18 protein-coding genes and 3 tRNA genes are annotated in these 24,131 nt (G+C 47.6%); 12 read left to right on the top strand and 9 right to left on the bottom strand.

Going from position 1 to position 24,131, the window contains the following annotated elements:
• Positions 1–91: 91 nt before the first annotated feature.
• From IC230_RS25650 to ubiE, 5 genes are all read right to left on the bottom strand, one after another.
• The gene (locus IC230_RS25650; protein ID WP_191041917.1) at positions 92–748 is read right to left on the bottom strand and encodes a hypothetical protein; all 657 of its coding nucleotides are present in this window, start codon (positions 746–748) and stop codon (positions 92–94) included.
• A gap of 282 nt (positions 749–1,030) precedes the next feature.
• A tRNA-Lys gene (locus IC230_RS25645) sits at positions 1,031–1,103 on the bottom strand.
• 136 nt (positions 1,104–1,239) lie between these two features.
• Positions 1,240–1,317, bottom strand: a tRNA-Val gene (locus IC230_RS25640).
• A gap of 126 nt (positions 1,318–1,443) precedes the next feature.
• The gene (gene porT, locus IC230_RS25635; RefSeq protein WP_223860840.1) at positions 1,444–2,169 is read right to left on the bottom strand and encodes a type IX secretion/gliding motility protein PorT/SprT; all 726 of its coding nucleotides are present in this window, start codon (positions 2,167–2,169) and stop codon (positions 1,444–1,446) included.
• Entirely contained in the window at positions 2,166–2,924 is a 759-nt protein-coding gene (ubiE, locus tag IC230_RS25630; protein ID WP_191041915.1) for a bifunctional demethylmenaquinone methyltransferase/2-methoxy-6-polyprenyl-1,4-benzoquinol methylase UbiE, read from the bottom strand. The genes porT and ubiE overlap by 4 nt, the downstream gene beginning before the upstream one ends.
• Positions 2,925–3,117: 193 nt before the next feature.
• On the opposite strand from ubiE, the gene IC230_RS25625 reads away from it, so the two are divergent.
• The 5 genes from IC230_RS25625 to IC230_RS25605 all read left to right on the top strand — a co-directional run bounded on the left by IC230_RS25625 (position 3,118) and on the right by IC230_RS25605 (position 10,718).
• Positions 3,118–4,326: a dipeptidase gene (locus IC230_RS25625; protein ID WP_191041914.1), complete on the top strand. Its 1,209-nt coding sequence runs from the start codon at positions 3,118–3,120 to the stop codon at positions 4,324–4,326.
• A 131-nt stretch (positions 4,327–4,457) separates the two neighbouring features.
• A complete protein-coding gene (locus IC230_RS25620; protein WP_191041913.1) occupies positions 4,458–4,889 on the top strand; it encodes an ABA4-like family protein in 432 nt (143 codons plus the stop codon).
• A 22-nt stretch (positions 4,890–4,911) separates the two neighbouring features.
• On the top strand, positions 4,912–5,688 hold the full coding sequence (locus IC230_RS25615) for a hypothetical protein (RefSeq protein ID WP_191041912.1): 777 nt from the start codon (positions 4,912–4,914) through the stop codon (positions 5,686–5,688).
• Between the two features lie 89 nt (positions 5,689–5,777).
• The gene (locus IC230_RS25610) at positions 5,778–7,085 is read left to right on the top strand and encodes a Gfo/Idh/MocA family protein (protein ID WP_191041911.1); all 1,308 of its coding nucleotides are present in this window, start codon (positions 5,778–5,780) and stop codon (positions 7,083–7,085) included.
• 591 nt (positions 7,086–7,676) lie between these two features.
• A complete protein-coding gene (locus tag IC230_RS25605) occupies positions 7,677–10,718 on the top strand; it encodes a cadherin repeat domain-containing protein (RefSeq protein ID WP_191041910.1) in 3,042 nt (1,013 codons plus the stop codon).
• Positions 10,719–10,878: 160 nt separating this feature from the next.
• Here the strand turns inward: IC230_RS25605 and IC230_RS25600 are convergent.
• Positions 10,879–10,952: transfer RNA gene (locus IC230_RS25600), tRNA-Ile, on the bottom strand.
• Between the two features lie 129 nt (positions 10,953–11,081).
• On the opposite strand from IC230_RS25600, the gene IC230_RS25595 reads away from it, so the two are divergent.
• From IC230_RS25595 to IC230_RS25565, 7 genes are all read left to right on the top strand, one after another.
• Positions 11,082–12,341, top strand: a complete 1,260-nt coding sequence (locus tag IC230_RS25595) for an HD domain-containing protein (RefSeq protein WP_191041909.1) — start codon at positions 11,082–11,084, stop codon at positions 12,339–12,341.
• 165 nt (positions 12,342–12,506) lie between these two features.
• A complete protein-coding gene (gene lpxD, locus IC230_RS25590; RefSeq protein WP_191041908.1) occupies positions 12,507–13,541 on the top strand; it encodes a UDP-3-O-(3-hydroxymyristoyl)glucosamine N-acyltransferase in 1,035 nt (344 codons plus the stop codon).
• Between the two features lie 71 nt (positions 13,542–13,612).
• The gene (locus tag IC230_RS25585; protein ID WP_191041907.1) at positions 13,613–15,007 is read left to right on the top strand and encodes a bifunctional UDP-3-O-[3-hydroxymyristoyl] N-acetylglucosamine deacetylase/3-hydroxyacyl-ACP dehydratase; all 1,395 of its coding nucleotides are present in this window, start codon (positions 13,613–13,615) and stop codon (positions 15,005–15,007) included.
• 85 nt (positions 15,008–15,092) lie between these two features.
• Positions 15,093–15,887 carry an acyl-ACP--UDP-N-acetylglucosamine O-acyltransferase gene (gene lpxA, locus IC230_RS25580; protein WP_191041934.1) on the top strand — a complete coding sequence of 265 codons (795 nt, stop codon included), beginning with the start codon at positions 15,093–15,095 and terminating at the stop codon, positions 15,885–15,887.
• A 95-nt stretch (positions 15,888–15,982) separates the two neighbouring features.
• Positions 15,983–16,600: an ABC transporter ATP-binding protein gene (locus IC230_RS25575; RefSeq protein WP_191041906.1), complete on the top strand. Its 618-nt coding sequence runs from the start codon at positions 15,983–15,985 to the stop codon at positions 16,598–16,600.
• Positions 16,601–16,936: 336 nt separating this feature from the next.
• Positions 16,937–18,448, top strand: a complete 1,512-nt coding sequence (locus tag IC230_RS25570; RefSeq protein WP_191041905.1) for a T9SS type A sorting domain-containing protein — start codon at positions 16,937–16,939, stop codon at positions 18,446–18,448.
• Positions 18,449–18,647: 199 nt separating this feature from the next.
• Entirely contained in the window at positions 18,648–20,072 is a 1,425-nt protein-coding gene (locus tag IC230_RS25565; RefSeq protein ID WP_191041904.1) for a T9SS type A sorting domain-containing protein, read from the top strand.
• Positions 20,073–20,141: 69 nt separating this feature from the next.
• Here the strand turns inward: IC230_RS25565 and IC230_RS25560 are convergent, their stop codons facing one another.
• From IC230_RS25560 to IC230_RS25550, 3 genes are all read right to left on the bottom strand, one after another.
• Complete coding sequence (locus IC230_RS25560) at positions 20,142–20,474, bottom strand: hypothetical protein (RefSeq protein ID WP_191041903.1); 333 nt, start codon at positions 20,472–20,474, stop codon at positions 20,142–20,144.
• A 94-nt stretch (positions 20,475–20,568) separates the two neighbouring features.
• Positions 20,569–22,128, bottom strand: coding sequence for an aldehyde dehydrogenase (NADP(+)) (locus IC230_RS25555; RefSeq protein ID WP_191041902.1), 1,560 nt, complete (start codon positions 22,126–22,128; stop codon positions 20,569–20,571).
• Positions 22,129–22,302: 174 nt separating this feature from the next.
• On the bottom strand, positions 22,303–24,057 hold the full coding sequence (locus IC230_RS25550) for a DUF885 family protein (RefSeq protein WP_191041901.1): 1,755 nt from the start codon (positions 24,055–24,057) through the stop codon (positions 22,303–22,305).
• Positions 24,058–24,131: the final 74 nt, after the last annotated feature.

Below are 24,131 nucleotides of genomic sequence, written 5' to 3'. Positions count from 1 at the left end.
AAGCAGCGCCCACTTAAATGAGCGCTGCTAAAAAGAAAAACAGTCAATAACCTGTCAACCTATTTTAGGACGAGTCAGGATGGTATCATCGTTAGCCCTGTATTAGCAATTGTGCTAGTGATTGGCCAGCTTGAACTAATTGCGAAGGGACGGATGAATTAGACCACCCTTGGTTAAGATTGTAGCTGACCGTTGAGTTGGTTATACCGTTTAAATCTAGAAATATTCCGTTCGCTGCTGCACGCTGGGTAACCGTACCTGGCTGGCTGGGAGTGGTGGAAAACAATAAGAGCACTTTGTTAACAGGCGCTAGTGATAGGCTAGAATTTGGGTAGGCCTGAGAAGCGCAAATTAGTGCATTAGGCGATTGCTGAATGGGCTGGCCTAACCCACAAGTCAATGGGGAAAACGTGGCATTTTGAATGGTTATCTGGCCTGGCTGGCCCATTGTTACAGTACCGTATCCATTGTTGTTTACCTGAAGCATTTGACCTAGATCCATGTTGTAAGTAGCGCTTGTCTGAACAACTGCGCCATTACTTAGCTGAGAATTAGACGTGAAAGCAGTAAGCCGATCCTGCCAGCTTATAGTGGTAGTAGGAGAATAATGATTATTAGATAGCCATACGAGTGGCTGGACTTGATCATACGCCTGTACTGCTTTGAAGGCATACAAAGTATATCCTTTTGATTGTAATTGATCAATTGTTTGGTTATCTAACGTAATGGTGATACTGTAAGTAGACATAGAAGAGGATGGTTACATGTGTTGTTAACGATTACCAAAGATGATAACCTAATGGGCTTACTGACCGATTAGTATATTTACAAATCATTCCTGGCTTATATCTCATCGTTATTGCTGCCACTTACCGACCGGTTCCACCAGTTTAATGCGGCCAAATCTTGGGTGGTAAGGTGGTAAACTCCTATATAAGGCCTTTACAATTACCAGACAGAAAAAAGGGGTTTTAGCGAGTGAGATCAAAAAGCCACTCACTGGATTGCAGCAAGTGGCTAGAGGGAAAAGTGACCCCGGACGGGCTCGAACCGTCGACCCATTGATTAAGAGTCAATTGCTCTACCAACTGAGCTACGGAGTCAATTTGTGTTTTTGTCCTTGAGGAAAAGAGAAGTAGTGTTGATTTATCTTGATCATTGAAACCGTTTTTGTACACCGAAATGTGCACCAACAAAAAAGAGTTACGATCATTTATGATGTAACTCTTTGATTTTCAATGGTGGGAGTTGACGGGTTCGAACCGCCGACCCTCTGCTTGTAAGGCAGATGCTCTGAACCAGCTGAGCTAAACTCCCTTTATTCCGTTTCGCTGTTGCGTTTGGGAGTGCAAATATAAAAGGCTGTAGAGGCTTTTTGCAAGCTTAAAGGCAAAAAAAAGTAAAGTTTTTTGCAAGTGTCTGATAGCCAGTGGTACGTAATGTCTACTCGAAATTTAGGTATAATGTTACAGAATGTGTTGTCAGCTTATTGATGCCAATGCCTGCCGCATTGTTCGTGGGCCGATAAAGATTGACTAGGCCGTGCGAAAAGCGTAGTTCGGGAGCGAATTTGAAAAACTCAAAAAACTGCTCAAAGCCAACACCATATTCCAGCGCGAAATCTACGTTACCAGTGCTGAGCCGACTCTGGCCCTGAGTTTCGTTTTTCCGCACATTCGTTTCAAAGCTAAAGGTTCCGCCCGCCAGTAAGTACATTCGACTGTTGTTACGTCGTTCGGATTTGTATTTCAGCAGCATTGGAAAGTCAAGCCAGGTTGATTCGCGGGTTTCCGTTTTCGATTCACTGTTTGGATAATCGTACTGTACCTGCCGACTCATAAGGGTGACTGAAGGCGTAAACCGAAAATCGAAGCGGTCGTTTAGAAAAGCGTTGATGACAAAGCCAACCCGAAAATTCCCTTTATTAGGAGAATAGATCCGGTAAGCCGAATCGGCGACTAAAAACGCCGGGCTATGTGTAACGCTAAATCGACTAATGGGAGCGGCGAAGAAAAAGCCGTAATGAATGGTCTTATCGTCATAGCGTTCAAGATGCTTCCGTACGTATTTGTAGGAGGTTTGTGCCTGGCTGTTGGCCTGAACCAGTACGAGCAGCATCAGAGTAGCAAAGCCTGAACGTAGTACGTAGCCAGAAACGCGATTTGTCATAAATGCTTGTGACCTATATAAATTGATGCAACGCCGAAGGTGAGCGGTATCCATTTGGTATTGATAAATCCGGCTGCTTCATAAATTCGCAGGAAGTCGGGACCGTCGGGAAAAGCCTGCACCGATTCGGGTAGATAGCTATAAGCCGATGTGTCCTTACTCACCATGCGTCCAATGAGTGGCAAAATAGTCCGGGAGTAAAAACCGTATAATTGTTTGAACGGAAACTGACGCGGATTCGAGAACTCCAGCACCACACACACACCGCCGGGGCGCGTTACGCGATGCATATCGGTTAGACCTTTGAGCAAATTCTCGAAGTTGCGTACACCAAACGAAACGATGACAGCATCGAATTCATTGTCTGCAAACGGTAATCCTTCTGAATCGCCCGCCCGCATTTCGATAATATGATCGACGCCCCGCTTCTTCATTTTCTCCCGACCGATTGCCAGCATTCCCTCTGAAATGTCGACACCAACGATTTTTTCGGGCTTTAGTGCCAAAGCTTCCAAGGCAAAATCGCCGGTTCCGGTGGCAATGTCTAGGATGGTTTTATGACTAAGCGCAGGGGATTTCGGTCCACCGATGCGGCTGGATCTGAGCTCGCGAATCGCCCGTTTGCGCCATAAAATGTCGATACCACCACTCAGCAAATGGTTTAACAAGTCATACTTAGGCGAAATGTTATCGAACATCTCGGCCACCTGCTCGCGCTTGGAGGTGTTTTTATCTTTGTAGGGAACAACAGCCATAGTAAATGAGAGACTGATAGACTGAGTGAATGGACCAATACTGCTATTCATTCACTCAGTCTATCAGTCTTTATTGTAATTGTAAAGGTAACGCCATAACGGCAGGGTTGAGTTGAAAGTTTGTCATTTCGGTGGGCAATGCGTAGTTTAGTTTCGACGCCGTGTCATTCGACTCTATACAACCTGAGAAACTATGCTACCTTATTTTTTTTCTGCTCTGCTTGGATTAAGTTCATTTTTGTCGCACCTGTCGGGCGGGGATGATCCGGTTGCTAAAAAAGCGCATAAAATTCATCAAAAGGTGTTAACGCTCGATACGCACGCTGATGCACCTATTATGATGCAAAAGCCCGGTTTTGATGTTGGTGCAGCCCATGATACCAAGCGGGATGGCTCTCAAATTGATTTCCCAAGGATGAAGCAAGGGAGTATGGATGCTATGTTTTTTGCCGTATATACGTCGCAGGGCCCACGCACTGATTCTGGCCATGCCGAAGCGAAGCGAAACGCCCTGAACCAATTTGATCTGATTCATAAAGCACTCAAAAAATACCCCAATCTGGCCGAGCTGGCTACGTCTCCCGAGGACGCTTATCGGATAAAGAAAGCAGGGAAGCGGGCCGTTTTTGTCGGTATGGAAAACGGCTACCCAATCGGTAGTGATATAGCGATGCTCAAGACGTATTATGATCTGGGCTGTCGGTACATTACCTTGACGCACTTCGCCAATAACCTGATCGGCGATTCATCAACGGACCCGGATGGGCCCATGTACGGTGGCTTGAGTGAGTTTGGCAAGAAGGTGGTGCCCGAAATGAATCGGCTTGGTATCATGATCGACGTATCGCACGTGGCCGACAGTACGTTCTATGATGCACTCGCTTTATCGAAAGCGCCCGTTATTGCGTCGCATTCCAATTGCCGGGCTCTGTGCGATTTTCCACGTAACATGACTGATGACATGATTCGGGCTATTGCCGCTAAAGGGGGCGTGGTGCAGGTGAATTTTGTGAGTGACTATCTCAAAAAACCATCTGATGCGCACCGAGCAGCCAAAACCAAAATCAGAATGTCGCGGGTGGGTAAAGTGCCTTCGCCTGACATGGAGGCCAAAATTGCGGCCATGAGCGATTCGGTGTCAAAGGTGTATGCGTCGGAGCGGGCCAGTTTGTCTGACATTGCCGATCACATCGATCATATTGTTAAACTAGTGGGTATCGACCATGTTGGCATTGGCTCTGATTTCGATGGGGGCGGGGGCGTCAATGGGCTGGAAGATGTCAGTCAGATTGAAAATTTAACCACCGAACTCGTTCGCCGGAAATACTCCGAAGCCGACATTGCCAAAATCTGGGGTGGTAATCTGCTACGTGTGTTAGGACAGGCGAAGGTTGTCAATTGATAGAAGTAGCGAACACAGAACCACAGGGATCACAGAATAGATAATTGATTGCTATTGACCTATTTACTGCTTTGTGTTCCTTACGGTTCTGTGTCTAAATTCTTCCCGGCTACTTAAACTATCCTTCCTCCATGACTCCTGAAGCTGTTTTTAACCTGGCGAATCTGTTCGTACTACCGCAGTGGTTGTTGATGATTTTTGCCCCGCGCTGGTCTGCTACCAAATGGTTGATAAACTCGTATCTGATTCCAGCGGGCCTCGGTGTGGTTTACAGCATTTATTTGTTTAGCGGAGGCCCTGTCGATTTCGCATCATTTGGTTCGCTGCCCGGCGTGAAGAATTTATTCGCGAACGGAGGTGATGGCGTTATGCTGGCCGGTTGGGTGCACTACCTCGCCTTCGATCTGGTGGCCGGTACGTTTGTTTTACGCGATTCGCAGGAAAAGGCCATTCCCCATTGGTTGATTGTGCTACCGCTGTTTTTTTGCTTTATGCTGGGGCCAGTCGGTTTGCTATTGTACTGGATGATTCGTGTGGTACGTACTCGAAACCTGTCCGCTTAGCTGATTTGAGAATCCTACGACTATGAATGCGTTCTTATCAACACTCAAAAGTCGCAATGCAGTTTTGTACGGATTCGGGCTCATCTCACTGATCGGTGGACTTGTTTGTGTGGTCCTGTCACTGTCAACGACGCAACAGGTGCTGGGCATTAACGCCTTTATTAAGCCCACCAAATTCTTTGTATCCATTTGGATTTTCTGCTGGACAATGGCCTGGTATACCGGTCTGCTCCCGCAACGCCGAAAAGTACGTATCTACAGTTGGGTGGTTGTCGTTGCGATGATCATTGAGTTAGTAATTATCACCGGGCAGGCGGCTCTGGGCAAATTATCACACTTTAATGTTATGTCTTTTGTCGACGCCCGGCTTTTCAACGTCATGGGACTGGCTATCGTCGTAATGACTGTCTGGACGGGCTACATTGGTTATTTATTTTTCAGGCATACGCCCAGCCCAGTTGATTTGACGTATCTGTGGGGCATTCGATTAGGAATTCTGGTGTTTGTCATCTTCGCGTTTGAAGGATTTGTGATGGCCATCCGGCTGAGCCATACGGTAGGAGAACCGGATGGTGGCCCTGGTTTACCCGTCGTTAACTGGAGTACGCGCTACGGCGATCTACGGGTAGCTCATTTCTTTGGTATGCATGCTCTTCAGTTAATTCCCTTATTTAGCTGCTACGTTGCCCGCCGACCACGTCTGGTGATTCTATTGGCTGCTTTTTATGTTCTCTACGTTACGTTCCTGCTGGTACAGGCCTTAGCCAGTAAACCCGTGCTGGCCTACTTGACTACCTGACGGTAAAAAAGAAACGGATTCATCTTTGCTAAAAGACAGGGCCCTGAAATGGCCTCTCAACGTCATAACTGCAAACCGTTCGTTACCCGATGAATCGTTCTGATTTTTTAAAGACATCTGCTCTGGCCGGAGCCACTCTTATCACTGACCCAGTTCAGGTACGGGCTTTTATTACGCGTCAACCGACGCAGAAATATCGCACCGCTTTAGTTGGATCAGGTTGGTGGGGAACCAATATTCTGCGGTGCGCTGTACAGGCCGGTGAATCAAAAATAGTAGCCCTGTGCGACGTTGACACCCGTCAGTTGCAAAAAACCAGCGATGAACTGACTAAACTGACCTCGGATAGGCCTAAACTCTACCGCGACTATCGCGAGATGCTGTCCACCGAAAAGCCGCAAATTGTTATCGTTGCTACGCCCGACCATTGGCACCCGCTCATTGCCATTGCAGCCATGCAGGCGGGAGCACATGTCTACGTGGAAAAACCCATCAGTCATACTATCAACGAAGGGAAGGCGATGGTAAAAACTGCCCGGCAAACCGGACGTATCTGTCAGGTTGGGACGCACCGACGCGTATCTCCCCACAACGTATCGGGGATGGACTTCTTGAAATCCGGGAAAGCGGGCAAAATTGGCATGGCGCGGGCGTTTGTGTATTATGGCGGTGGTGCTGGCCAGCCTACGCCTGATGGCGAAGCTCCCAAAGAAATGGACTGGAACATGTGGTGCGGACCGGCTCCGCTACGTGCCTATAACCCGGCTATGCACCCCCGAGGCTGGCGTAACTTCCTGGACTACGCCAACGGTACGCTCGGTGACTGGGGAATTCACTGGCTGGATCAGATTTTATGGTGGACGGACGAGAAACACCCGCGTAAGATTTACTCTACGGGTGGACGGCCGATACGGAAGGATAGTACGGATGCGCCAGATCATCAGGTTGCTACGTATGAGTTTGAAGGTTTTACGGCGATATGGGAACAACGTGCTTTTGCCGGTAACACCGCCGAGAAAACGCATCCGCAACAGGCCGTGGGCGTTTATTTTTACGGGACCGAAGGCACCTTTCATATGGGCTGGCTCGACGGCTGGACATTCTATCCATCCGATCCGAAAAAGCCTACGATTCATCAGGACGCGCAGCTTAACAAGCCTGACGACCAGAACATCGCCCAACTCTGGGCCAATTTCCTCGATAGTATCAAGACGAATAAACCACCTATTTCCGATATCGAAATTGGCCATCGATCAACGAATATGGCCTTGCTGGGCATGTTGTCTATGAAACTCGGACGTAGCGTTGATTGGGACGGCAGTCAGATTCTGAATGATCCAGAAGCGAATAAACTCCTGAGCCGCGCTTATCGGGGCGAGTGGCAATATCCGACGTAAGGTTGTCTGATGTACTACGTATTGACTTGAATGGGATGAATACCACCGGCTGGGCTGACGTCGATGCGCAGGAATTCCGCTGTGGTTTGCGTAAACAGGTACTGACAAGATGAAACAAAATCCTGTTCCGGTACGTGAAACGTGACAAAAATTCGGGATGAAGGGGTTGGTTTTTAAAAGTCTCAAACACGTTAATCTGTGTCCGATCAATCCTGATCTTCGTTGCAAAACTTGTTATAGGATGACATAGCTCAAGGGTCGGCTTCTTGCTGAATATAGATATGTAGCGAATTAGCAAACTAATTGAGAGCAAGTAACTTCCAATAACCTCGGCCAAAAAACCGAGGTTTTATTTTAGCTTATCAACCGAAACGCACCAGTTAGTATAAATAAAAACATTATAAACAAGAAACAGTAACAAAAATTTGTCACTGTTATACATATTAAACTACTTTATATACATATTTTTCTACTTGTTTATGATTTGTAGCTTCTCTGCAAGTACCTTTATAGAGCACTAGGTTATAGTAAAATAAAACCTGTTAGTGCTAATTATTCATTGATTTCTTACTTCCTCTTTTTATTAAGTTTATGAAACACAGATTTTTACTAGTCATCCTGCTATTAACATTCTTAAGATCCTGGGCTCAGACTACCACCCTGGTGCAGGAAACATTTGATACCGATGGTGAGGGGAGCCGCTACACCAGTAACACCTTCGATTTGCGCCCGCTAGGCTCTGCTGACCCGACTAATGGCAACGGCCTTATCCAGTACTTTGTGCGGGGCACAACCAATCCCTTTCAAAATCCCTATGCCAGTAATTCCTATTCCTTCGGTACCGCTACCAACCTGATCACCTTAGGCAATTTACAGGGAACCGGCTTCTGGGCCTCCGAAGCGGTCTGTGGTACGTCATCTGTTCCCTCAGGAGATAGACGCCCGCCAGGATACGTAACGCTTAAAACGGTCAATAGCACGAATTACAATACGTTAAAGGTTATAGTAGCACTGGCTTCCCCCCGCGGAGCCCCCTGGACAGGAGCGGGTACAAAAGGCGTTCGCAAGACGGATGTCATTCGGATCGATTACTCCTTTAATAACGCGGCCAGTTGGACGACCATCGGTCAGTTCATGGGAGATGAATTTTACGGCGTAGGTCAATCCGGTGACTGGCGTTTGGATGTCAACCTGGATGGTTCGGCCAGCGATGACCGGACTGCCAGTACGCCCTCACCCGCGCTCACTCAGACATTTCAGGATTTTACGTTTGCGATTCCGGTGACAGGTAACTCACTGCTGGTTCGGGTAGTAGTGGAGGCCCGGGGCGGTACGAGCATCGAATTAGCTTTTGACAACATCCGCGTAACGGGTATACTCAGTAATGTTCCCCCACCAACCCTGACGGGTATCGAATCAACAACACTTCGGTATGCAGAAGGGGCAGCCGCTACTCAAATCACCAACACCGTAACGGCCAGCAACCCCTCTGGATCTACGCTGTCGGGGGCGAAAGTAGCAATTAGTAGTGGCTTCGTCATCGGACAGGATGTACTGGCCTTCACCGCTGCCAATGGGATTACCGGCACTTACAATGCCAGCACGGGCCTATTATCCTTAACGGGAACGGCCTCTCCGGCAGCCTACACAAGCGCTCTGCGAAGCGTGACCTACCGCAACAGCAATGCCGCTGATGCTACGGCGGGTACCCGAGCCGTGGATTTTAGTGTGCTCGATGGAACCGCCAGTAGTTCAGCTCAAACACGTCTGATCGAAGTAATTTCATCTCTCAGTGGCCCGGCGAGTCTGCCCTTCACCGAGGATTTCACAACCGATGGGGAAGGGACTCGCTACGGTACGAATCATTTTTATCTCAACGATGGTATCGGTTATGAGCGCACTAATGCTAATCCCAGGGATGTGAATGCAGCCAATACTACGTTCAGTAACATCAGTAACGGGTATTACTTTTTCGGGGAGAATACGTTAAGTCCCTTTAATCCAAGTACGGTAAAAAGTGGCTTCCTCATAACCCAGCCCGTAGATGCCACCAACTATGGCAATATGCATTTTCAAATCCGGCTGGGAGCCAGTCCGGCCAGCGCAGGAGCTATCTGGCAAACCAAGCATTACTTTCGACTGTATTACCGGCTGGGTGGTAGTAGCGGGAGCTGGGTGCTGTTTGGTTCATTCCGGGGAAATACAACTGTTATTAATGGAAACGGCGACTTGCGCCAAGACACGGACTTGACCAATCTGAGCGGTATACCAACGGGTCCGGTCGTGACACCAACGCTGACCAACTTTGACTTTGCGCTACCTGCAGCTGTCAGCGGCAATGTGGTTGATTTCAAGCTGGAACTATCGAATGATGATAGTCGATCCGATTTTGCGTTTGATCTAATTCAGGTGACGGGTGCGGTTAACAATCCACCCACCAATATTACGTTGAGCAATAGCTCCATATCTGAAAATCAACCCACTGGTAGCGTCATCGGCAGCTTTAGTAGCACCGATGCAGATGCGGGGCAATCGTTTAGCTATTCGCTGGTCACGGGCACCGGATCAACGGATAATGCTTCCTTTCAGATCGTGGGTAGTCAATTGCGAACCAATGCGGTGTTAAATTTTGAAACCAAAAGCAGTTACTCCATCCGGGTTCGGACAACGGATAGTGGTAGCCCGGCTCAGAGTTTTGAGAAATTGTTCACCATCAACGTCACCAACATCAATGAGCTGACGGCCAGCATTACAGCCCAGTCTAATGTCAGTTGTAACGGGGGAGCCAATGGAACGGCCAACGTTACCGCATCAGGAGAATCAGCCCCTTTTAGCTATATCTGGCGTAATTTCACCACCAACACGACGCTGGCTCAGACCACATCCGCTGTCACTGGTCTAACAGCCGGAGCCTACAGTGTTACCGTGACGGCTAGCTCCTCAGGCTTCACCGCCACCACCAGCTTTACCATCAGCCAGCCATCAGCTTTTTCGTTGGTTACAGCTCGTACCAATGTAGGCCAGCTAGGGGCCAGTACAGGTACCGCTTCGGTCACCGTCAGTGGGGGCACACCCGCCTACACCTACGACTGGACACCGGGTACGCCCACGGGTGATGGCACCAGTTCGATCAGCAGTCTGAGTGCGGGCACCTATTCGATTAAGGTTACCGATGTTAATGGTTGTACGGCCACCAGCTCGACTACCGTGGGTACTGATCCTGATTTGACGGTGCTACTCTATGCCCGGCCTAATCTTCTGTACGGGAGTTCTCCGATGAGTGTAGTAGTAGATGTGGTGGAGAACAACGGAGTTAACAGCAGTGGACTCATTACGGTTAAAGTGACCAAAGATGCCAAGTTGACCCTCAGCCTGAACGGCAGCCTGACCACTGTGAATGGACGCAGTGTGCAGAATGGGAGCTGGAATTTAAGTAGCGATGCTAGTTATTACATTCTGACCACTAGTCAACCGGTTACAGGCGGCAATAAGCTAAGTTTTGGCCTAACGGGGCAGCTTAGTGCGAGTAATACAACGGGGATGATCAATTGCAGTGCGACGCTGGTGGGAGGCTCGGAGAGCCGCACCAACAACAATATCGACGCGGACAAGATCGAGTATTTTCAGCAATAATCAGCTTGCGTAGCGAACAGACTACTACGTGTCTGCCTGGAAGCCCTGCCCGTAACGGTGGGGTTTTTCCTTGTAGTAGCAAAGCCACCATGTTATACTGTAGTTTCGCTGTACAAAAAAAGCACTTACAAATTTCTTCGTAAGTGCTTGATTATTAATGTGGGCCAGCTAGGGCTCGAACCTAGGACTTACTGATTATGAGTCAGTTACTCTAACCAGCTGAGTTACAAGCCCATCGTTGATTGATTGCTCAGATTCAACGACGCAAAATTACAAATTTTTTGGACACATGCGCACGTAGGATTCGATTTTACAAACATAATCCCTGTTCATCACGTAGTATTGCCTGACTATCTTTGTTCAATGGCATCGTCCAACAAGAAAAAAATCCTAAACGACCCTGTTTACGGGTTTATTACGATCCCGACCGAATTGCTCTTCGATCTGGTCGAGCATCCGTATTTTCAGCGGCTACGACGTATCAAGCAATTAGGTTTGTCGGAGTATGTGTATCCAGGAGCCTTACATACGCGCTTTCATCATGCACTCGGGGCTATGCACCTGATGGGACAGGCCATGCAAACGCTCCAAAGCAAAGGCCACCGGATTAGCGACGCCGAATGCGAAGCCGCTCAGATTGCCATTCTCCTTCATGACATTGGACATGGTCCATTTTCGCACGTATTGGAATGCTGTTTGCTGGACAGTGTGCATCATGAGGTCATTTCGCTCATGCTGATGCACGAGCTGAACCAGCAGTTTAATGGTGGCTTAGCGTTGGCAATACGTATGTTTGAGGGAACGTATGAGCGCCCATTTTTTCACCAACTAATCTCGAGTCAGTTGGATATGGACCGTATGGACTACCTCAACCGAGACGGCTATTATACCGGTGTAGCTGAGGGTGCGATCGGGGCTGAACGAATCATCAAAATGCTCGATCTGGTCGATGATCAACTGGTAGTCGAAGCCAAAGGAATTCTGAGTGTCGAGAATTTCCTGAATGCTCGACGCCTAATGTACTGGCAGGTTTATTTGCACAAAACCTCGATTTGCTGCGAGTCGATGCTCGTTCAAATACTACGTCGGGCACGGTTTCTGATTCGGCAGGGCGACTTTGAGCCCGTTTATGCGCCGGAAACGTTCAAACTTTTTCTTCGCGAAAGTATTACGCTGACTGATTTTCGGACAAATCGAACGTATCTCGATGCGTTTACAAAACTAGATGATTTCGATGTATGGTCGTGTATTAAGCAATGGGCCATCCATCCTGATCCGGTGCTTTCAACGCTCTGTCAAATGCTGCTCGATCGGAAGTTATTTAAGATTATGCTATCCACAGAGCCGTTTGCGGGCGAGTTGCTGCAGGAACTCGAAAATCAATTGCGTCAGACTGGTCTGTCAGACGATGTTCTATCGTATTTCTTAGTCGAAGGGCAGGCAACCAACGCGGCCTATTTACCCTCCGGCGACCGGATCGCGATCAAGCTCAAATCAGGAGATGTGATTGATATTGCTGACGCGTCGGATCTGTCAAATATTCAGGTGCTGACCAATATTGTGCGTCGTTATTACGTCTGTTGGGCCAAGGGTATATCCCTTCGTCAGTTGGTCAGGCTGTAAGTCCTGTTCAATCGATGGCTAACGAATCGAGCCGGTCGAATGATCAATAGGCTGGTTCCGGAAACTATTTCAGGGTGTTTTATCCGAAAAGTGCAATTTGTTAATTACCTTAGCGGCCTGATCGCTCGATAATAGCGATTGTTTTGCGACGGCCGTCATACGTATATGAAGTTTACAGTCAAGCAGATAGCTACACTGCTGGAAGGCGAAGTCGCCGGAAATGATGCACTGGCAATCACCGGATTAGCCAAAATTGAAGAAGGAAAGCCAGGTGATATTTCGTTTCTGTCAAACCTTAAATACGAACCCCATCTGTACACGACGCAGGCATCTGCGGTGATCGTCGATCGGTCTTTTGAGCCCAAGAAGCCGGTCGTTTCTGCTTTAATTTTTGTAGAAAATTCCTACTTGGCTTTTACGCGCCTGCTGGAAGAATACCACAAGCAACTGATCTTTTCGCGGGTCGGTGTTGAACAACCTTCGTACATGGGCGACGGTACTGAGGTTGGCGAACAAAGCTACAGGGGAGCGTTTTCCTATATCGGAAAAAATTGCCAGGTTGGTAAGAATGTCAAGATATACCCACAAGCATACATAGGCAATAACGTTCGTATCGGCGACAATACTATTGTGCATCCCGGTGCCCGCATTCTCGATAATTGTATTATTGGGCAGTACTGTGTAATTCATCCTAATGCCGTGATTGGCAGCGAAGGATTTGGATTTGCTCCACAGTCCGACGGTACGTATAAAACGATTCCGCAACTCGGCAATGTTATCCTGGAAGATTTTGTTAACGTAGGGTCCAATACAACGATCGACTGCGCCACCATGGGGTCGACCATTATTCGGAAAGGAGCCAAGCTGGATAATCTTATTCAGATTGGTCACAACGTCGAAATTGGCAAAAACACGGTCATAGCGGGTCAGACGGGTATATCGGGATCAACCAAAATTGGGGACAATTGTGTCATTGCTGGTCAGGTTGGGTTCGCGGGGCATCTTACCATCGCCAACGGCACCAAAGTAGGGGCACAGTCGGGTGTTGGGAAGAATGTCGATCAGGAAGGTACAGCCATCAATAGTTCACCCGCTTTCGGTTTGAAAGAAAGTATGCGCTCTTTAGCCATTTTCCGGAAACTGCCAGATCTGGAGAATCGGGTAACGAAGTTGGAAAAGAAAAACGAAAAACAGTCGTAAAAAAAGTTGACAGTCAACACATTGGTCGATGTTAGTATGGAAATTGACTGATGGCTATCCACTGACGAATAATGAATACGAAACAACAGACGATTCAGAAGGCCGTTTCGGTATCGGGAGTGGGTTTGCACACAGGCGTATCGGCAACGATGACCTTTCTGCCTGCTCCGACCAATCATGGCTATAAATTCCAGCGCGTCGATCTGCCGGGTCAACCGATCGTAGATGCCGATGTGGATAACGTTGTGGATCTCTCACGAGGCACAACGATCGAGCAGAGTGGTGCACGAATTCACACCGTCGAACATACACTGGCCGCGCTAGTTGGTTTGCAGTTAGACAATATACTGATTCAGCTAGATGGTCCGGAGCCACCAATTATGGACGGTTCTTCCATTCAATTTATCGACGCCCTGCGCGATGCCGGTATTGAGGAGCAAAACGCTACTCGCAACTACTTTGAGGTTAGTGAATACGTTCATTATCGTAATGCTGAAAAAGACATCGAAATGGCGGCTCTGCCCCTGAACGATTACCGGCTTACCGTAATGGTCGATTATAACTCACGGGTGATCAGCAGCCAGCACGCTTCGCTAAACGACATCAGCCAGTTCCCAGACCAGATTGCCAGCAGTCGTACGTTCGTGTTTCTGCACGAACTAGAAACGCTCTATAAACAGAATCTCATCAAAGGGGGCGATCTGACCAATGCCATCGTTATTGTCGATCGCGACGTGAAAGATGGTGAACTAGACTACTTAGCTGATTTGCTTCACAAACCCAAAGTGAGTGTGAACAAAGAAGAAGGTATTCTGAACAACATCAAGCTACATCACTCGAATGAAATGGCGCGTCACAAACTACTCGACGTAGTGGGTGACCTGGCGCTGATTGGTCGGCCGATCAAAGCGCAGATTCTGGCGGCCCGGCCCGGTCATGCAGCTAACGTAGCGTTTGCCAAAAAAATCAAGAAACTTATTCAGAAAAACGCAGCGAATCAGGTTCCTCAATACGATTCGACGCAGCCACCCGTTCTGGATATTAACCGGATTTCGCAATTGTTACCTCACCGCTATCCATTTCAGATGATCGATAAGATCATTGCTTTGGACGAAAACAGCGTTGTCGGTATTAAGAACGTAACAATGAACGAGCCGTTCTTTCCCGGGCATTTTCCTGGAAATCCGGTGATGCCTGGTGTCATGCAACTGGAAGCGATGGCGCAAACGGGTGGTATTCTGGTGCTGAGTACAGTACCTGATCCTGAAAATTACTGGCCATTTCTGGTTGGTATCGAAAACTGTCGGTTTCGGCGCAACGTTTTGCCCGGAGACACCGTAATCTTCAGATGTGAGTTTACGTCGCCCATGAAGCGTGGTATTGTTAAAATGCAGGGCAGGGGCTACGTAAGTAACCAACTGGTGTGCGAAGCTGATATGATTGCCAGTCTGGTAAAGAAAAAATAATGATGAATGATAAAAGATGAATGATCGGCAGCCTCTGGCTCGATTATCATTCACCATTTGTCATTCATCATTTATCATGAAAGAAATGATTCAACCATTAGCTTATATTCACCCCGAAGCAAAAATTGCGCAAAACGTGGTGATTGAGCCGTTTGCCATTATCCATAAAGACGTTGATATTGCCGAAGGAACGTGGATTGGCTCGCATGCGGTTATAAATGAAGGGGCTCGTATCGGGCGTAACTGCAAGATTTATCCAGGAGCTGTTATTTCATCGACACCCCAGGATCTAAAGTTCAACAACGAGTATACCCGAACCTACATTGGAGACAATACAACCATTCGGGAATATGCGACCATTAGCCGGGGAACCGAAGAACATTGGAAAACGGAGATCGGTACAAATTGTCTGATCATGGCTTACGCGCACGTAGCGCACGATTGTCGCATTGGTAATCAGTGTATTATCACCAACAATGTTCAGATGGCGGGCCACGTTCATATGGGCGATTGGGCCATTATTGGCGGATCGAGTTCGGTGTTGCAATTCACACGTATCGGTGCTCATGCCATGATTTCAGGCGGGTCATTAGTGCGCAAAGACGTACCACCGTTTACGAAAGCTGCCCGCGAACCGCTGTCTTATACTGGTATCAATTCGATTGGCTTACGTCGGCGCGGTTTCGAAAATGATAAGATCAATCAGATTCAGGAAATTTATCGCTACATCTACATGCGTGGCTTGAACAATGCCGATGCATTAACGAATATAGAGTTAGAGCTTCCCCCATCAGACGAGCGTGATCAAATCGTGAATTTTATTCGTAGTTCAGAGCGAGGAATTATGCGGGGACCATCGTCTAGTGGTGAAAAAGAATAATACGTATTGTATCATAAAGGCGATCTTGCCTGAATAATGGATAATGGCTTGAAATAAAGATCATTATCCATTATTTATTTTATATGGAGTCATTTATGAAAATAGTTGCTGAACAGATAGGGAAAAAATATCGAAAAGAATGGATTTTTCGACGCGTTAATCTAATCCTTACTGCTGGTACGAGCTATACATTTATCGGTCCGAACGGAAGTGGCAAATCAACTCTTCTACAACTATTAGCTGGAAATTTACCGGCTACCGAAGGTCAACTTGCTTATTCCCGAAATGATACGGTAATAGAGCCAGACAACTGGTTTCAGCAAGTTAGTATTGCCGCTCCTTATCTGGAATTAGTGGAAGAATTGACGCTGGACGAACTCCTGACCTTTCACCAGACCTTCAAGCCGTTCAAAACGAACTTTACGCTGGAAATCATTACCGAGCGCTTGCTGTTAACCCATGCCCGGCACAAAGAGATCAAGTATTTTTCGTCAGGCATGAAGCAACGGGTTAAGCTGGGTCTGGCCTTCTTCTCCGAATCGCCAATCGTCATCCTCGACGAACCTACCTCTAACCTCGATCGCCAGGGCATGAACTGGTATCAGGAACAAGTTCGCCAGCTATCACCGGATCAATTGCTGCTGATCGGTTCTAACCAACCCGAAGAATACAATTTCTGTCCGAACGTGTTCGACGTAATGCAGTGGAAATAATTCACGTCAGCCAATGTGCAGATAGTAAATCATTACGTTGATCTGAAGAAAATTTAAAAACCACAAAGTAAACCGGATCGTGTCCAGTTAGCTTTGTGGTTTTGTCTTTCTATTCTACTGATTTTGCCTAATAAGATAACCCTGAGATAGCTTAGAAAGTTAGTAGAAAATACTGAAAATTGTGTTTTATAAAGTATAGCAATAAGCTTATAATCACATTAATTAGCCTCTTTTGTTTCTTTGTATGAGGTATAATTAATATGTTTATTTTGGGTCATTTAAATTGCTGTATCTTCACAAAAACATTTCATTTAAACCTCACCAACATCATCGCCCATGAAAACATTATTTACCTTTGACCAAGCTATCCTAATATATTGCCGTGTTCTGCTTATTACCCTGTTTGGGCTAGGCGCAACTTTTGCAACAAAGGCGCAATCTCAATGGCAACAAGCCACTTCAAACACAACCCAAACACTTAGTGATGTCGTATACGATAATGGACTATGGGTCGCTGTCGGTGCGAACGGCACTATTGTAACATCCCCCGATGGGGTTACCTGGACTCCTCGTACTTCTAATACTATTCAATCTTTAAGCGCTGCTGGTTTCGGGGCAGGTCAGTGGATTGCTGTTGGTGCTAATCGCACTATCTTAACCTCCTCTGATGGCATTACTTGGACACCCCAATCGTCTACTGTTGCTCAAAACTACTCTGATATTGTTTATGGAGCAGGGGTGTGGGTGGTGACTGGGGATGGGGGCGCAATGACTTCTCCCGACGGAGTTACCTGGACAGCACAAAATGCTAACCCGAGTCAACAAATTAGTCGAGCACTTTATGCTGTCAGTTATGGTGCCGGATTATTTGTTGCAGTTGGCGAAAATAAGAAAATTGTATCCTCTCCGGATGGCATCACTTGGACCGCCCAATTCGCTAATTTAGCCGGGTCAGGAATTTGCGGTTGTTTTTATCCAACGCTGTATGATATAACCTTCGGTGATGGAAAATTTGTGACGATTGGAGGATATGGAGGAGGTGGCGGTGTTGCTTCTTCAACCGATGGTATCAACTGGACAGTTGGAAGTGGAGTTCAGCAATCATCAAATATCGGCTATGGCGCTGGATCGTGGTTATCGTTTAGCTTATATGGAACTATAGAAACTTCAACGAATGGACTTAATTGGTCACTACGTTATCACCCGGATAGACGAGCGTATCTTTATCAAGCAAATTATGGATCAGGGTTGTGGGTAGCTGTTGGTGTACAGGGGCAAATTCAGTATACTACAAATGTGAATGCCCCTTTACCTGTCTCTCTGGTATCATTTACTGGACAATCCGAAGGCACCTCTGCCCACTTAAGTTGGGAGACAGCTTGGGAGAAAGGCGCCAGCCATTTTCTGATTGAACGTAGTCAGGATGCCAAAAGCTTCGAACCCGTTGGTCGGGTAAATGCTCAAGGCAATACAGATAAAAATCAGACGTATAAGTTCTTCGATCCAGTTTTAACCGCTGGTTTATGGTACTACCGGCTGCGGCAAGTGGATTTGGATGGTACGTATGTCTATTCTTCGATCGTCGCTGTACGTATCAGTACTGAACCCTTACCTATGCTGACCCTCTCGCCTAACCCTAGTGCGGGGCCTTTGTTACTGGAGTACAAGGCGGGGATTAGTTCAGTGAGTGTGTACTCGTTGACGGGTGTACTGATCCAAGAGCAACGGTTTGAACAGGCGGTTAATCAATGGAATTGGAACGGTCAGAGTCAGCCACCAGGGGCTTACCTGATTAAAGTGCAGACTCAGGACAGAAATCAGCAAACCTTGCGTTGGGTTAAGCAATAGAAATGTCAAAGTTAGGTAATACAGTGAGTAATTATAAAAATTGTATTTTATGTAAATATGATACTATATAAAATTATTATTATGACTGCCTAAACCAAATAGGTGTTTCCTATTACTTTTAAACATAATCTCTATGCTATCACCACTGTTTACTACTATATCTTCAGTTGCTGTTTGTACTCATTGGTGTAAAAATGGCTTGTTTATAGTTCTACTTTATATAAGTACGCATACGTCTCTTCACGCACAATGGCAAACTGCCATCTCCAACACCACAAACACGCTGATAGATGTCAGCTATGGCGGAGGGCAATGGGTTGCCGTTGGTGTGAATGGCATAATCGTGACTTCGGCAGATGGGATCGACTGGACACCTCGTATGTCAAATACAACAAAAGGACTTTCCAATGCTGCCTACAATGGTAGCCAGTGGATCGTGGTCGGTCAGGAGGGTACGATTCTTTCTTCCACTGATGGGATAACCTGGGCGGCCCAGCAGTCAAATACGACAACCGAACTGACTGGAATTACGTACGGAGATGGACAGTGGCTGGCCGTCGAGTTTGGAAGTGCAACGGTAACTTCTCCTGACGGTATTAACTGGACTCGACATCCTGTAGGGCATTTATTTTATGGTGTTAGTTATGGTCCGAACCAGTACGTAGGTGTTGGTGGTTCATCGATTAAGACTTCAACGAATGGTATTAATTGGCAAGAGGTAAAGAATATAGGATCTCGGGAAAGAGTATATGAAGTTAGTTACGGCAATGGTCAATGGGTTGCTGTGGGATCTCGAGGTATTATATTGAGTTCTTCAGATGGAGTTAACTGGACATATGCATATTTTCGGTACTCTCCTGAATTTTACGATGTAAATTATGGAGATGGGCTGTGGATTGCTATTGGGCCTAATGGTTTTTATGGATCAAGCAATGGAACAAATTGGGGATCAGTATCACAGCCCCAAAGCATAAACGATATTAATGGATATAGTCAGGCCACGGGTATCAGTTACGGTGCTGGCAAATGGGTGGCTATCGGACCTAATGGTAAAATTGCTTATAACTACAGTGTGGCAGCACCTTTACCTGTGTCCTTAGTGTCATTTACTGGACAAAGCGAAGGCACTACAGCTCACCTGAGCTGGGAGACCGCCTGGGAGAAAGGAGCTAGTCACTTTGTAATCGAGCGTAGCCAAAACGCCAAAAGCTTTGAAGCCATTGGGCGGATGGAGGCTAAGGATAATATTAATAAGAACCAGTCATATAATTTCTTTGACTCTGAATTGGCTGCGGGTTTATGGTACTACCGGCTGCGGCAAGTGGATTTGGATGGTACGTATGTCTATTCTTCGATCGTCGCTGTACGTATCAGTACTGAACCCTTACCTATGCTGACCCTCTCGCCTAACCCTAGTGCGGGGCCTTTGTTACTGGAGTACAAGGCGGGGATTAGTTCAGTGAGTGTGTACTCGTTGACGGGTGTACTGATCCAAGAGCAACGTTTTGAACAGGCGGTTAATCAATGGAGTTGGAATGGACAGGACCAGCCATCAGGGGCTTACCTGATTAAAGTGCAGACTCAGGACAGAAATCAGCAAACCTTACGTTGGGTTAAGCAATAGACATAATCAAGGCGGACGGGTGATACCCGTCCGCCTTGATTATGTCTATTGGCTTTTGGCTTTGCTGTTTTACAGAAGAGTGATCAGTATAACTGTGAGGTGAATAACGAAGCTAGTGGCAAAAGCCGGAAAAATATACTTTACAGACATGGCTGACAGAATCGGAATCAGCACTAGCAGAAAGCAAAGCATGCTGGTCAGAAACTGCCAGTCACCACCTTTGAAATAGGCCATTACCAGCAACAGGGTTGGCGACAGCAGACAGCCCTGAATGGCGAGTGCCGTAACGGCCCAGCCAAATCGGTTGAATTCAGCTCTGGCGACGAAATTTTTGTATGACGTCAACCAGTTAGCTGAAGGAGCATTGGTATAAGCGGTGGTTGAATGTGCGAGGGTTGCCATGATCGTTGTGCATTTAATTGATAGCACAAAGTACGTGCTGGCCCTGCACACCCTACCTGACGCAGATCAGTTCACAGCCTGATCTTTCCCCAACTTAGTTCGACCATTTTCCATCAACTAATCGCTGGATACGTAACGGATTCGCTGTTTTCAATTCATCCGGCAATAAGGCATCCGGAAAGTTCTGATAACATACAGGCCGGGCAAATCGCAAAATTGCGTTAGTACCTACGGAGGTTGAGCGTGAATCGGTAGTCGCTGGATATGGCCCTCCGTGTTGCATGGCGTGACTGACTTCCACGCCAGTCGGGAAGCCATTAATTAGCAGCCGTCCTACTTTCTGTTCCAGAATTTCCAATAGATCAGCGTACTCCAGTAATTCGTCCTCAGTGCCGTAAACAGTAGCCGTCAGATGCCCTTCCAGTTCCCGCGCTACAGCTAACAATTGCTCACGACTACCGGCTTCAACCACAACGCTGCTTGGTCCGAAGACTTCTTCCGCAATGTGCGGATTTCCCAGTAGCGCATCGGCTGTAGTCGTTAATAATGTCGGGATTCCGTGAGCAAAGCTTTCAACCGCTGTAGCTTGTGCCAGCACCTGAACCCCTTCTGCCTGACTTAATTTGCCAATACCTTCTGTAAACGCCCGATGAATACCCTGTGTCAGCATAGCAGCAGGTTGACTGGCTGTAACGGCTTTTCCCGCTTCCTGCAAGAATGTATCAGCCTCGGAGGATTGCTGCACGACCGCCAGGCCTGGGTTTGTACAAAACTGACCGACGCCCAACGTAACGGAATTCACATACGCTAGCGCCAGTGCTCCGCCCTTTTCCTGCAAGATTTTTGGTAAAAAGAAAACCGGATTCGTGCTACCCATTTCGGCATAGACGGGAATCGGCTCCGGACGGCGGGCGGCTGCATCAAACAGGGCTTTACCACCCCGTAATGATCCCGTAAATCCGACGGCTTTAATGGACGGATGTTCCACAATGGCCATGCCTACGGCTGTCGTGCGTCCATGTACCAGGGCGAACGTACCAGCGGGTAAACCGCAGGCCGTAACGGCGCGCTGAATAGCCTCACCGACTAACTGCGACGTACCAGGATGGGCCGGATGGGCTTTGACAACTACCGGACAGCCAGCAGCCAGCGCCGAAGCCGTATCGCCACCGGCTACAGAGAATGCCAATGGAAAGTTACTGGCTCCGAAGACGCCAACGGGGCCCAGCGGACGTAGCATTTGCCGTAAATCAGGGCGGGGGAGCGGCTGGCGGTCAGGCAGGGCTGTGTCAATACGGGCGTTAACCCAGGAACCTTCGCGCAGATATTCCGCAAATAAACGGAGTTGTCCGGTAGTACGTCCCCGTTCACCCGTCAGTCGGGCTAGTGGTAAACCTGATTCAGCCTGCGCGCGCGTCAGTAATTCATCGCCCAAGGCTTCAATTTCGGTGGCAATCTGTTCCAAAAATTGGGCTTTCTCTGCACCTGATTTTTTGCGATAGTCGATAAAAGCCTTCGCTGCCAGTTCGCAGGCCTGAGCCACTTCGGCGGTTGTTGCTTCCTCGAAAAAACCGGGTAACGATTCGCCCGTAGCGGGATTAATTCCCTGAAACGATTCGGCAGAAGACGTATTGGTTATGGGTGCGTTCGTCATAACGAATTGAAAATGCTAAAATGAATGGGCAAAAGTAGCTGGATTTTTCGACGTAACGTGGTATCATGGTGGGACGGACGTTTCCGCTTCAGCTTGTAAAGCCGTAAGCTAACCAGCATACCAACTCCATGACTTTACGGGCTGAAGCGGAAACGTCCGTCCGACCGTGATACCTTAACGACCTTTTGAATCGAGCGCGTAAAACCGCCAGTTGGTTTTGAAATCTTTCTCTAGTTTCTGATTGGTAAGAATGGCCCGAATCATTTCTACTGGCATGGCATTCATTTGCATGACCGCGTCGTGAAACTGCTTATGAGTCATTTTACCACTATCGACCAGTTCTTTTTTGAGCGCCAGAAATTGAAAGCCGCCGGTCATGTACGCTAATTGATAGAGCGGAGGATAGCCACCGATGAACGACCGTCGAACTTCACCTTCTGCGTTCGCGCGCTCGTGGCCAACCCGATCAACCAGAAAGTCGATACACTGCTGGGGCGACCATTTACCGAGGTGATAATTGAGCGAGAAAATAATTCGGGCGCAGCGGTGCATTCGCCAGAATAACATACCGACGCGGTCTTCGGGCGACTGCGGGAACCCCTGATCCCATAGCAGCATTTCCCAATAGAGTGCCCAGCCTTCAATCCAGAAGGGCGTATCGAAATGACGGTAAGGCTTGTACCGGTTATTCATAAACATCTGCAAATGATGCCCGGCAATGAGTTCGTGATGCACTGTAGCGCGCGAAAAGTGCGGATTGTTGCCGCGCATGCTCATCAACTTATCGGGATGGGCCATCCCATCGGTCGGGTACGAAATCTGGATCACTTCGCCCCCCAGGAAGAAAGGATTGACCAACTGACGCTCCGGCGACATCATGGTCATACGCCACGTTTCTTCAGCAACGGGCGGAATCGTGATCAGATCTTTCGCTTTCAGAAACGCAACGGATTCATTCAGCAGACGAAGAATCATCTCGGGCTGTTTCCCAACGGGTACGTAGGTATTTTTAACTTTTTCCTGCGCGGCTTTCCAGTTATCGCCAAAACCCATGTCCCGTGATGCTTTCAGCAGTTCGCGGTCGCACCAGGCAAATTCTTTGTTGGCAATCTCGACCAGTTCTTCCGGCGAATATGGAATCATTTCAATCTGCAATTGCCGGAGTAATTCAGTCCGGCCGACAGCTACCCCTGTAATGCCGCTACCATCGTCTTTCACTGGAGCCGCTTCACGCGCTTTTTTTCTGAAGAAAGCACTGTAAGCGGTTAACAGACTATCAGCTTTGGGGTATGGTTTTTCCAGCCACCACGTGAAATTGGGGTCATATGTATTGTAAAAATTGTAAACGCTTTTCAGCGCCTTCTGCAAACCTTGCGCGGTTTCGTCGGCCCGACGGAAGATAGCCGGATCAAGTTTTTCGGCTTTATCGACCTCCTTACGAGCAGCCGCTAGTTGTGGGCCTAAGGTGTTCAGCGTTCCGGCTAGCGCCTGCGCATTAAGTACGTGCCCCCGGCGTCGTAATTTCTCAACGGCATATAAAGAGTCGGCAAAGGGAAACCAGGCTTTAATCTGATCGCGCTCGGCAGCTTCCTGCGCTAGTTTTTGCAAAGTCTCCTGTAAATCCCGTCGAAACAGAATATAATCGACCCGACTGTCGGTATTCATTCGGTTGAAATCCAGCTTTTGTAGCTGTGCCAGATAGTCGTTGCTTAACTTCTGAAAACGTTCCCGGCGTTCCGGCGAGCCATTCACGATGTAAAACCGGCTCAGACTCCCATAATCTGCTTCATACTGTGTGATCAGATGATGGACGTCGCTGCTTTGGGGATTAACACCACTAAGCGGATTTGACTGAGCGAAAACTGCCGATACGTCACTAAGCCGCAAAATAACCCCGAAAATCAATGAGCAGAACGTAGATTTCTTCATAAGAGGCAGGTGTATAAATTGACAAATGTCTAATTATTAACGTATTGTCTTTATTTAGAATGACTGTGTTCTGT

This window comes from Spirosoma validum (assembly GCF_014699035.1).
Lineage (GTDB): Bacteria > Bacteroidota > Bacteroidia > Cytophagales > Spirosomataceae > Spirosoma > Spirosoma validum.
Note: the sequence above shows the minus strand (reverse complement) of the source record. Positions and strands in the feature narration are given on the sequence as shown.

Bases quoted from the DNA above. Each gene is read 5' to 3' on its own strand.
- porT (WP_223860840.1), bottom strand. From the start codon at position 2,169: ATGACAAATCGCGTTTCTGGCTACGTACTACGTTCAGGCTTTGCTACT.
- IC230_RS25625 (WP_191041914.1), top strand. From the start codon at position 3,118: ATGCTACCTTATTTTTTTTCTGCTCTGCTTGGATTAAGTTCATTTTTG.
- IC230_RS25575 (WP_191041906.1), top strand. From the start codon at position 15,983: ATGAAAATAGTTGCTGAACAGATAGGGAAAAAATATCGAAAAGAATGG.
- IC230_RS25585 (WP_191041907.1), top strand. From the start codon at position 13,613: ATGAATACGAAACAACAGACGATTCAGAAGGCCGTTTCGGTATCGGGA.
- IC230_RS25555 (WP_191041902.1), bottom strand. From the start codon at position 22,128: ATGACGAACGCACCCATAACCAATACGTCTTCTGCCGAATCGTTTCAG.
- IC230_RS25650 (WP_191041917.1), bottom strand. From the start codon at position 748: ATGTCTACTTACAGTATCACCATTACGTTAGATAACCAAACAATTGAT.
- IC230_RS25560 (WP_191041903.1), bottom strand. From the start codon at position 20,474: ATGGCAACCCTCGCACATTCAACCACCGCTTATACCAATGCTCCTTCA.
- IC230_RS25595 (WP_191041909.1), top strand. From the start codon at position 11,082: ATGGCATCGTCCAACAAGAAAAAAATCCTAAACGACCCTGTTTACGGG.
- lpxA (WP_191041934.1), top strand. From the start codon at position 15,093: ATGATTCAACCATTAGCTTATATTCACCCCGAAGCAAAAATTGCGCAA.
- IC230_RS25615 (WP_191041912.1), top strand. From the start codon at position 4,912: ATGAATGCGTTCTTATCAACACTCAAAAGTCGCAATGCAGTTTTGTAC.
- lpxD (WP_191041908.1), top strand. From the start codon at position 12,507: ATGAAGTTTACAGTCAAGCAGATAGCTACACTGCTGGAAGGCGAAGTC.
- IC230_RS25610 (WP_191041911.1), top strand. From the start codon at position 5,778: ATGAATCGTTCTGATTTTTTAAAGACATCTGCTCTGGCCGGAGCCACT.
- IC230_RS25605 (WP_191041910.1), top strand. From the start codon at position 7,677: ATGAAACACAGATTTTTACTAGTCATCCTGCTATTAACATTCTTAAGA.
- IC230_RS25550 (WP_191041901.1), bottom strand. From the start codon at position 24,057: ATGAAGAAATCTACGTTCTGCTCATTGATTTTCGGGGTTATTTTGCGG.
- IC230_RS25570 (WP_191041905.1), top strand. From the start codon at position 16,937: ATGAAAACATTATTTACCTTTGACCAAGCTATCCTAATATATTGCCGT.
- ubiE (WP_191041915.1), bottom strand. From the start codon at position 2,924: ATGGCTGTTGTTCCCTACAAAGATAAAAACACCTCCAAGCGCGAGCAG.
- IC230_RS25620 (WP_191041913.1), top strand. From the start codon at position 4,458: ATGACTCCTGAAGCTGTTTTTAACCTGGCGAATCTGTTCGTACTACCG.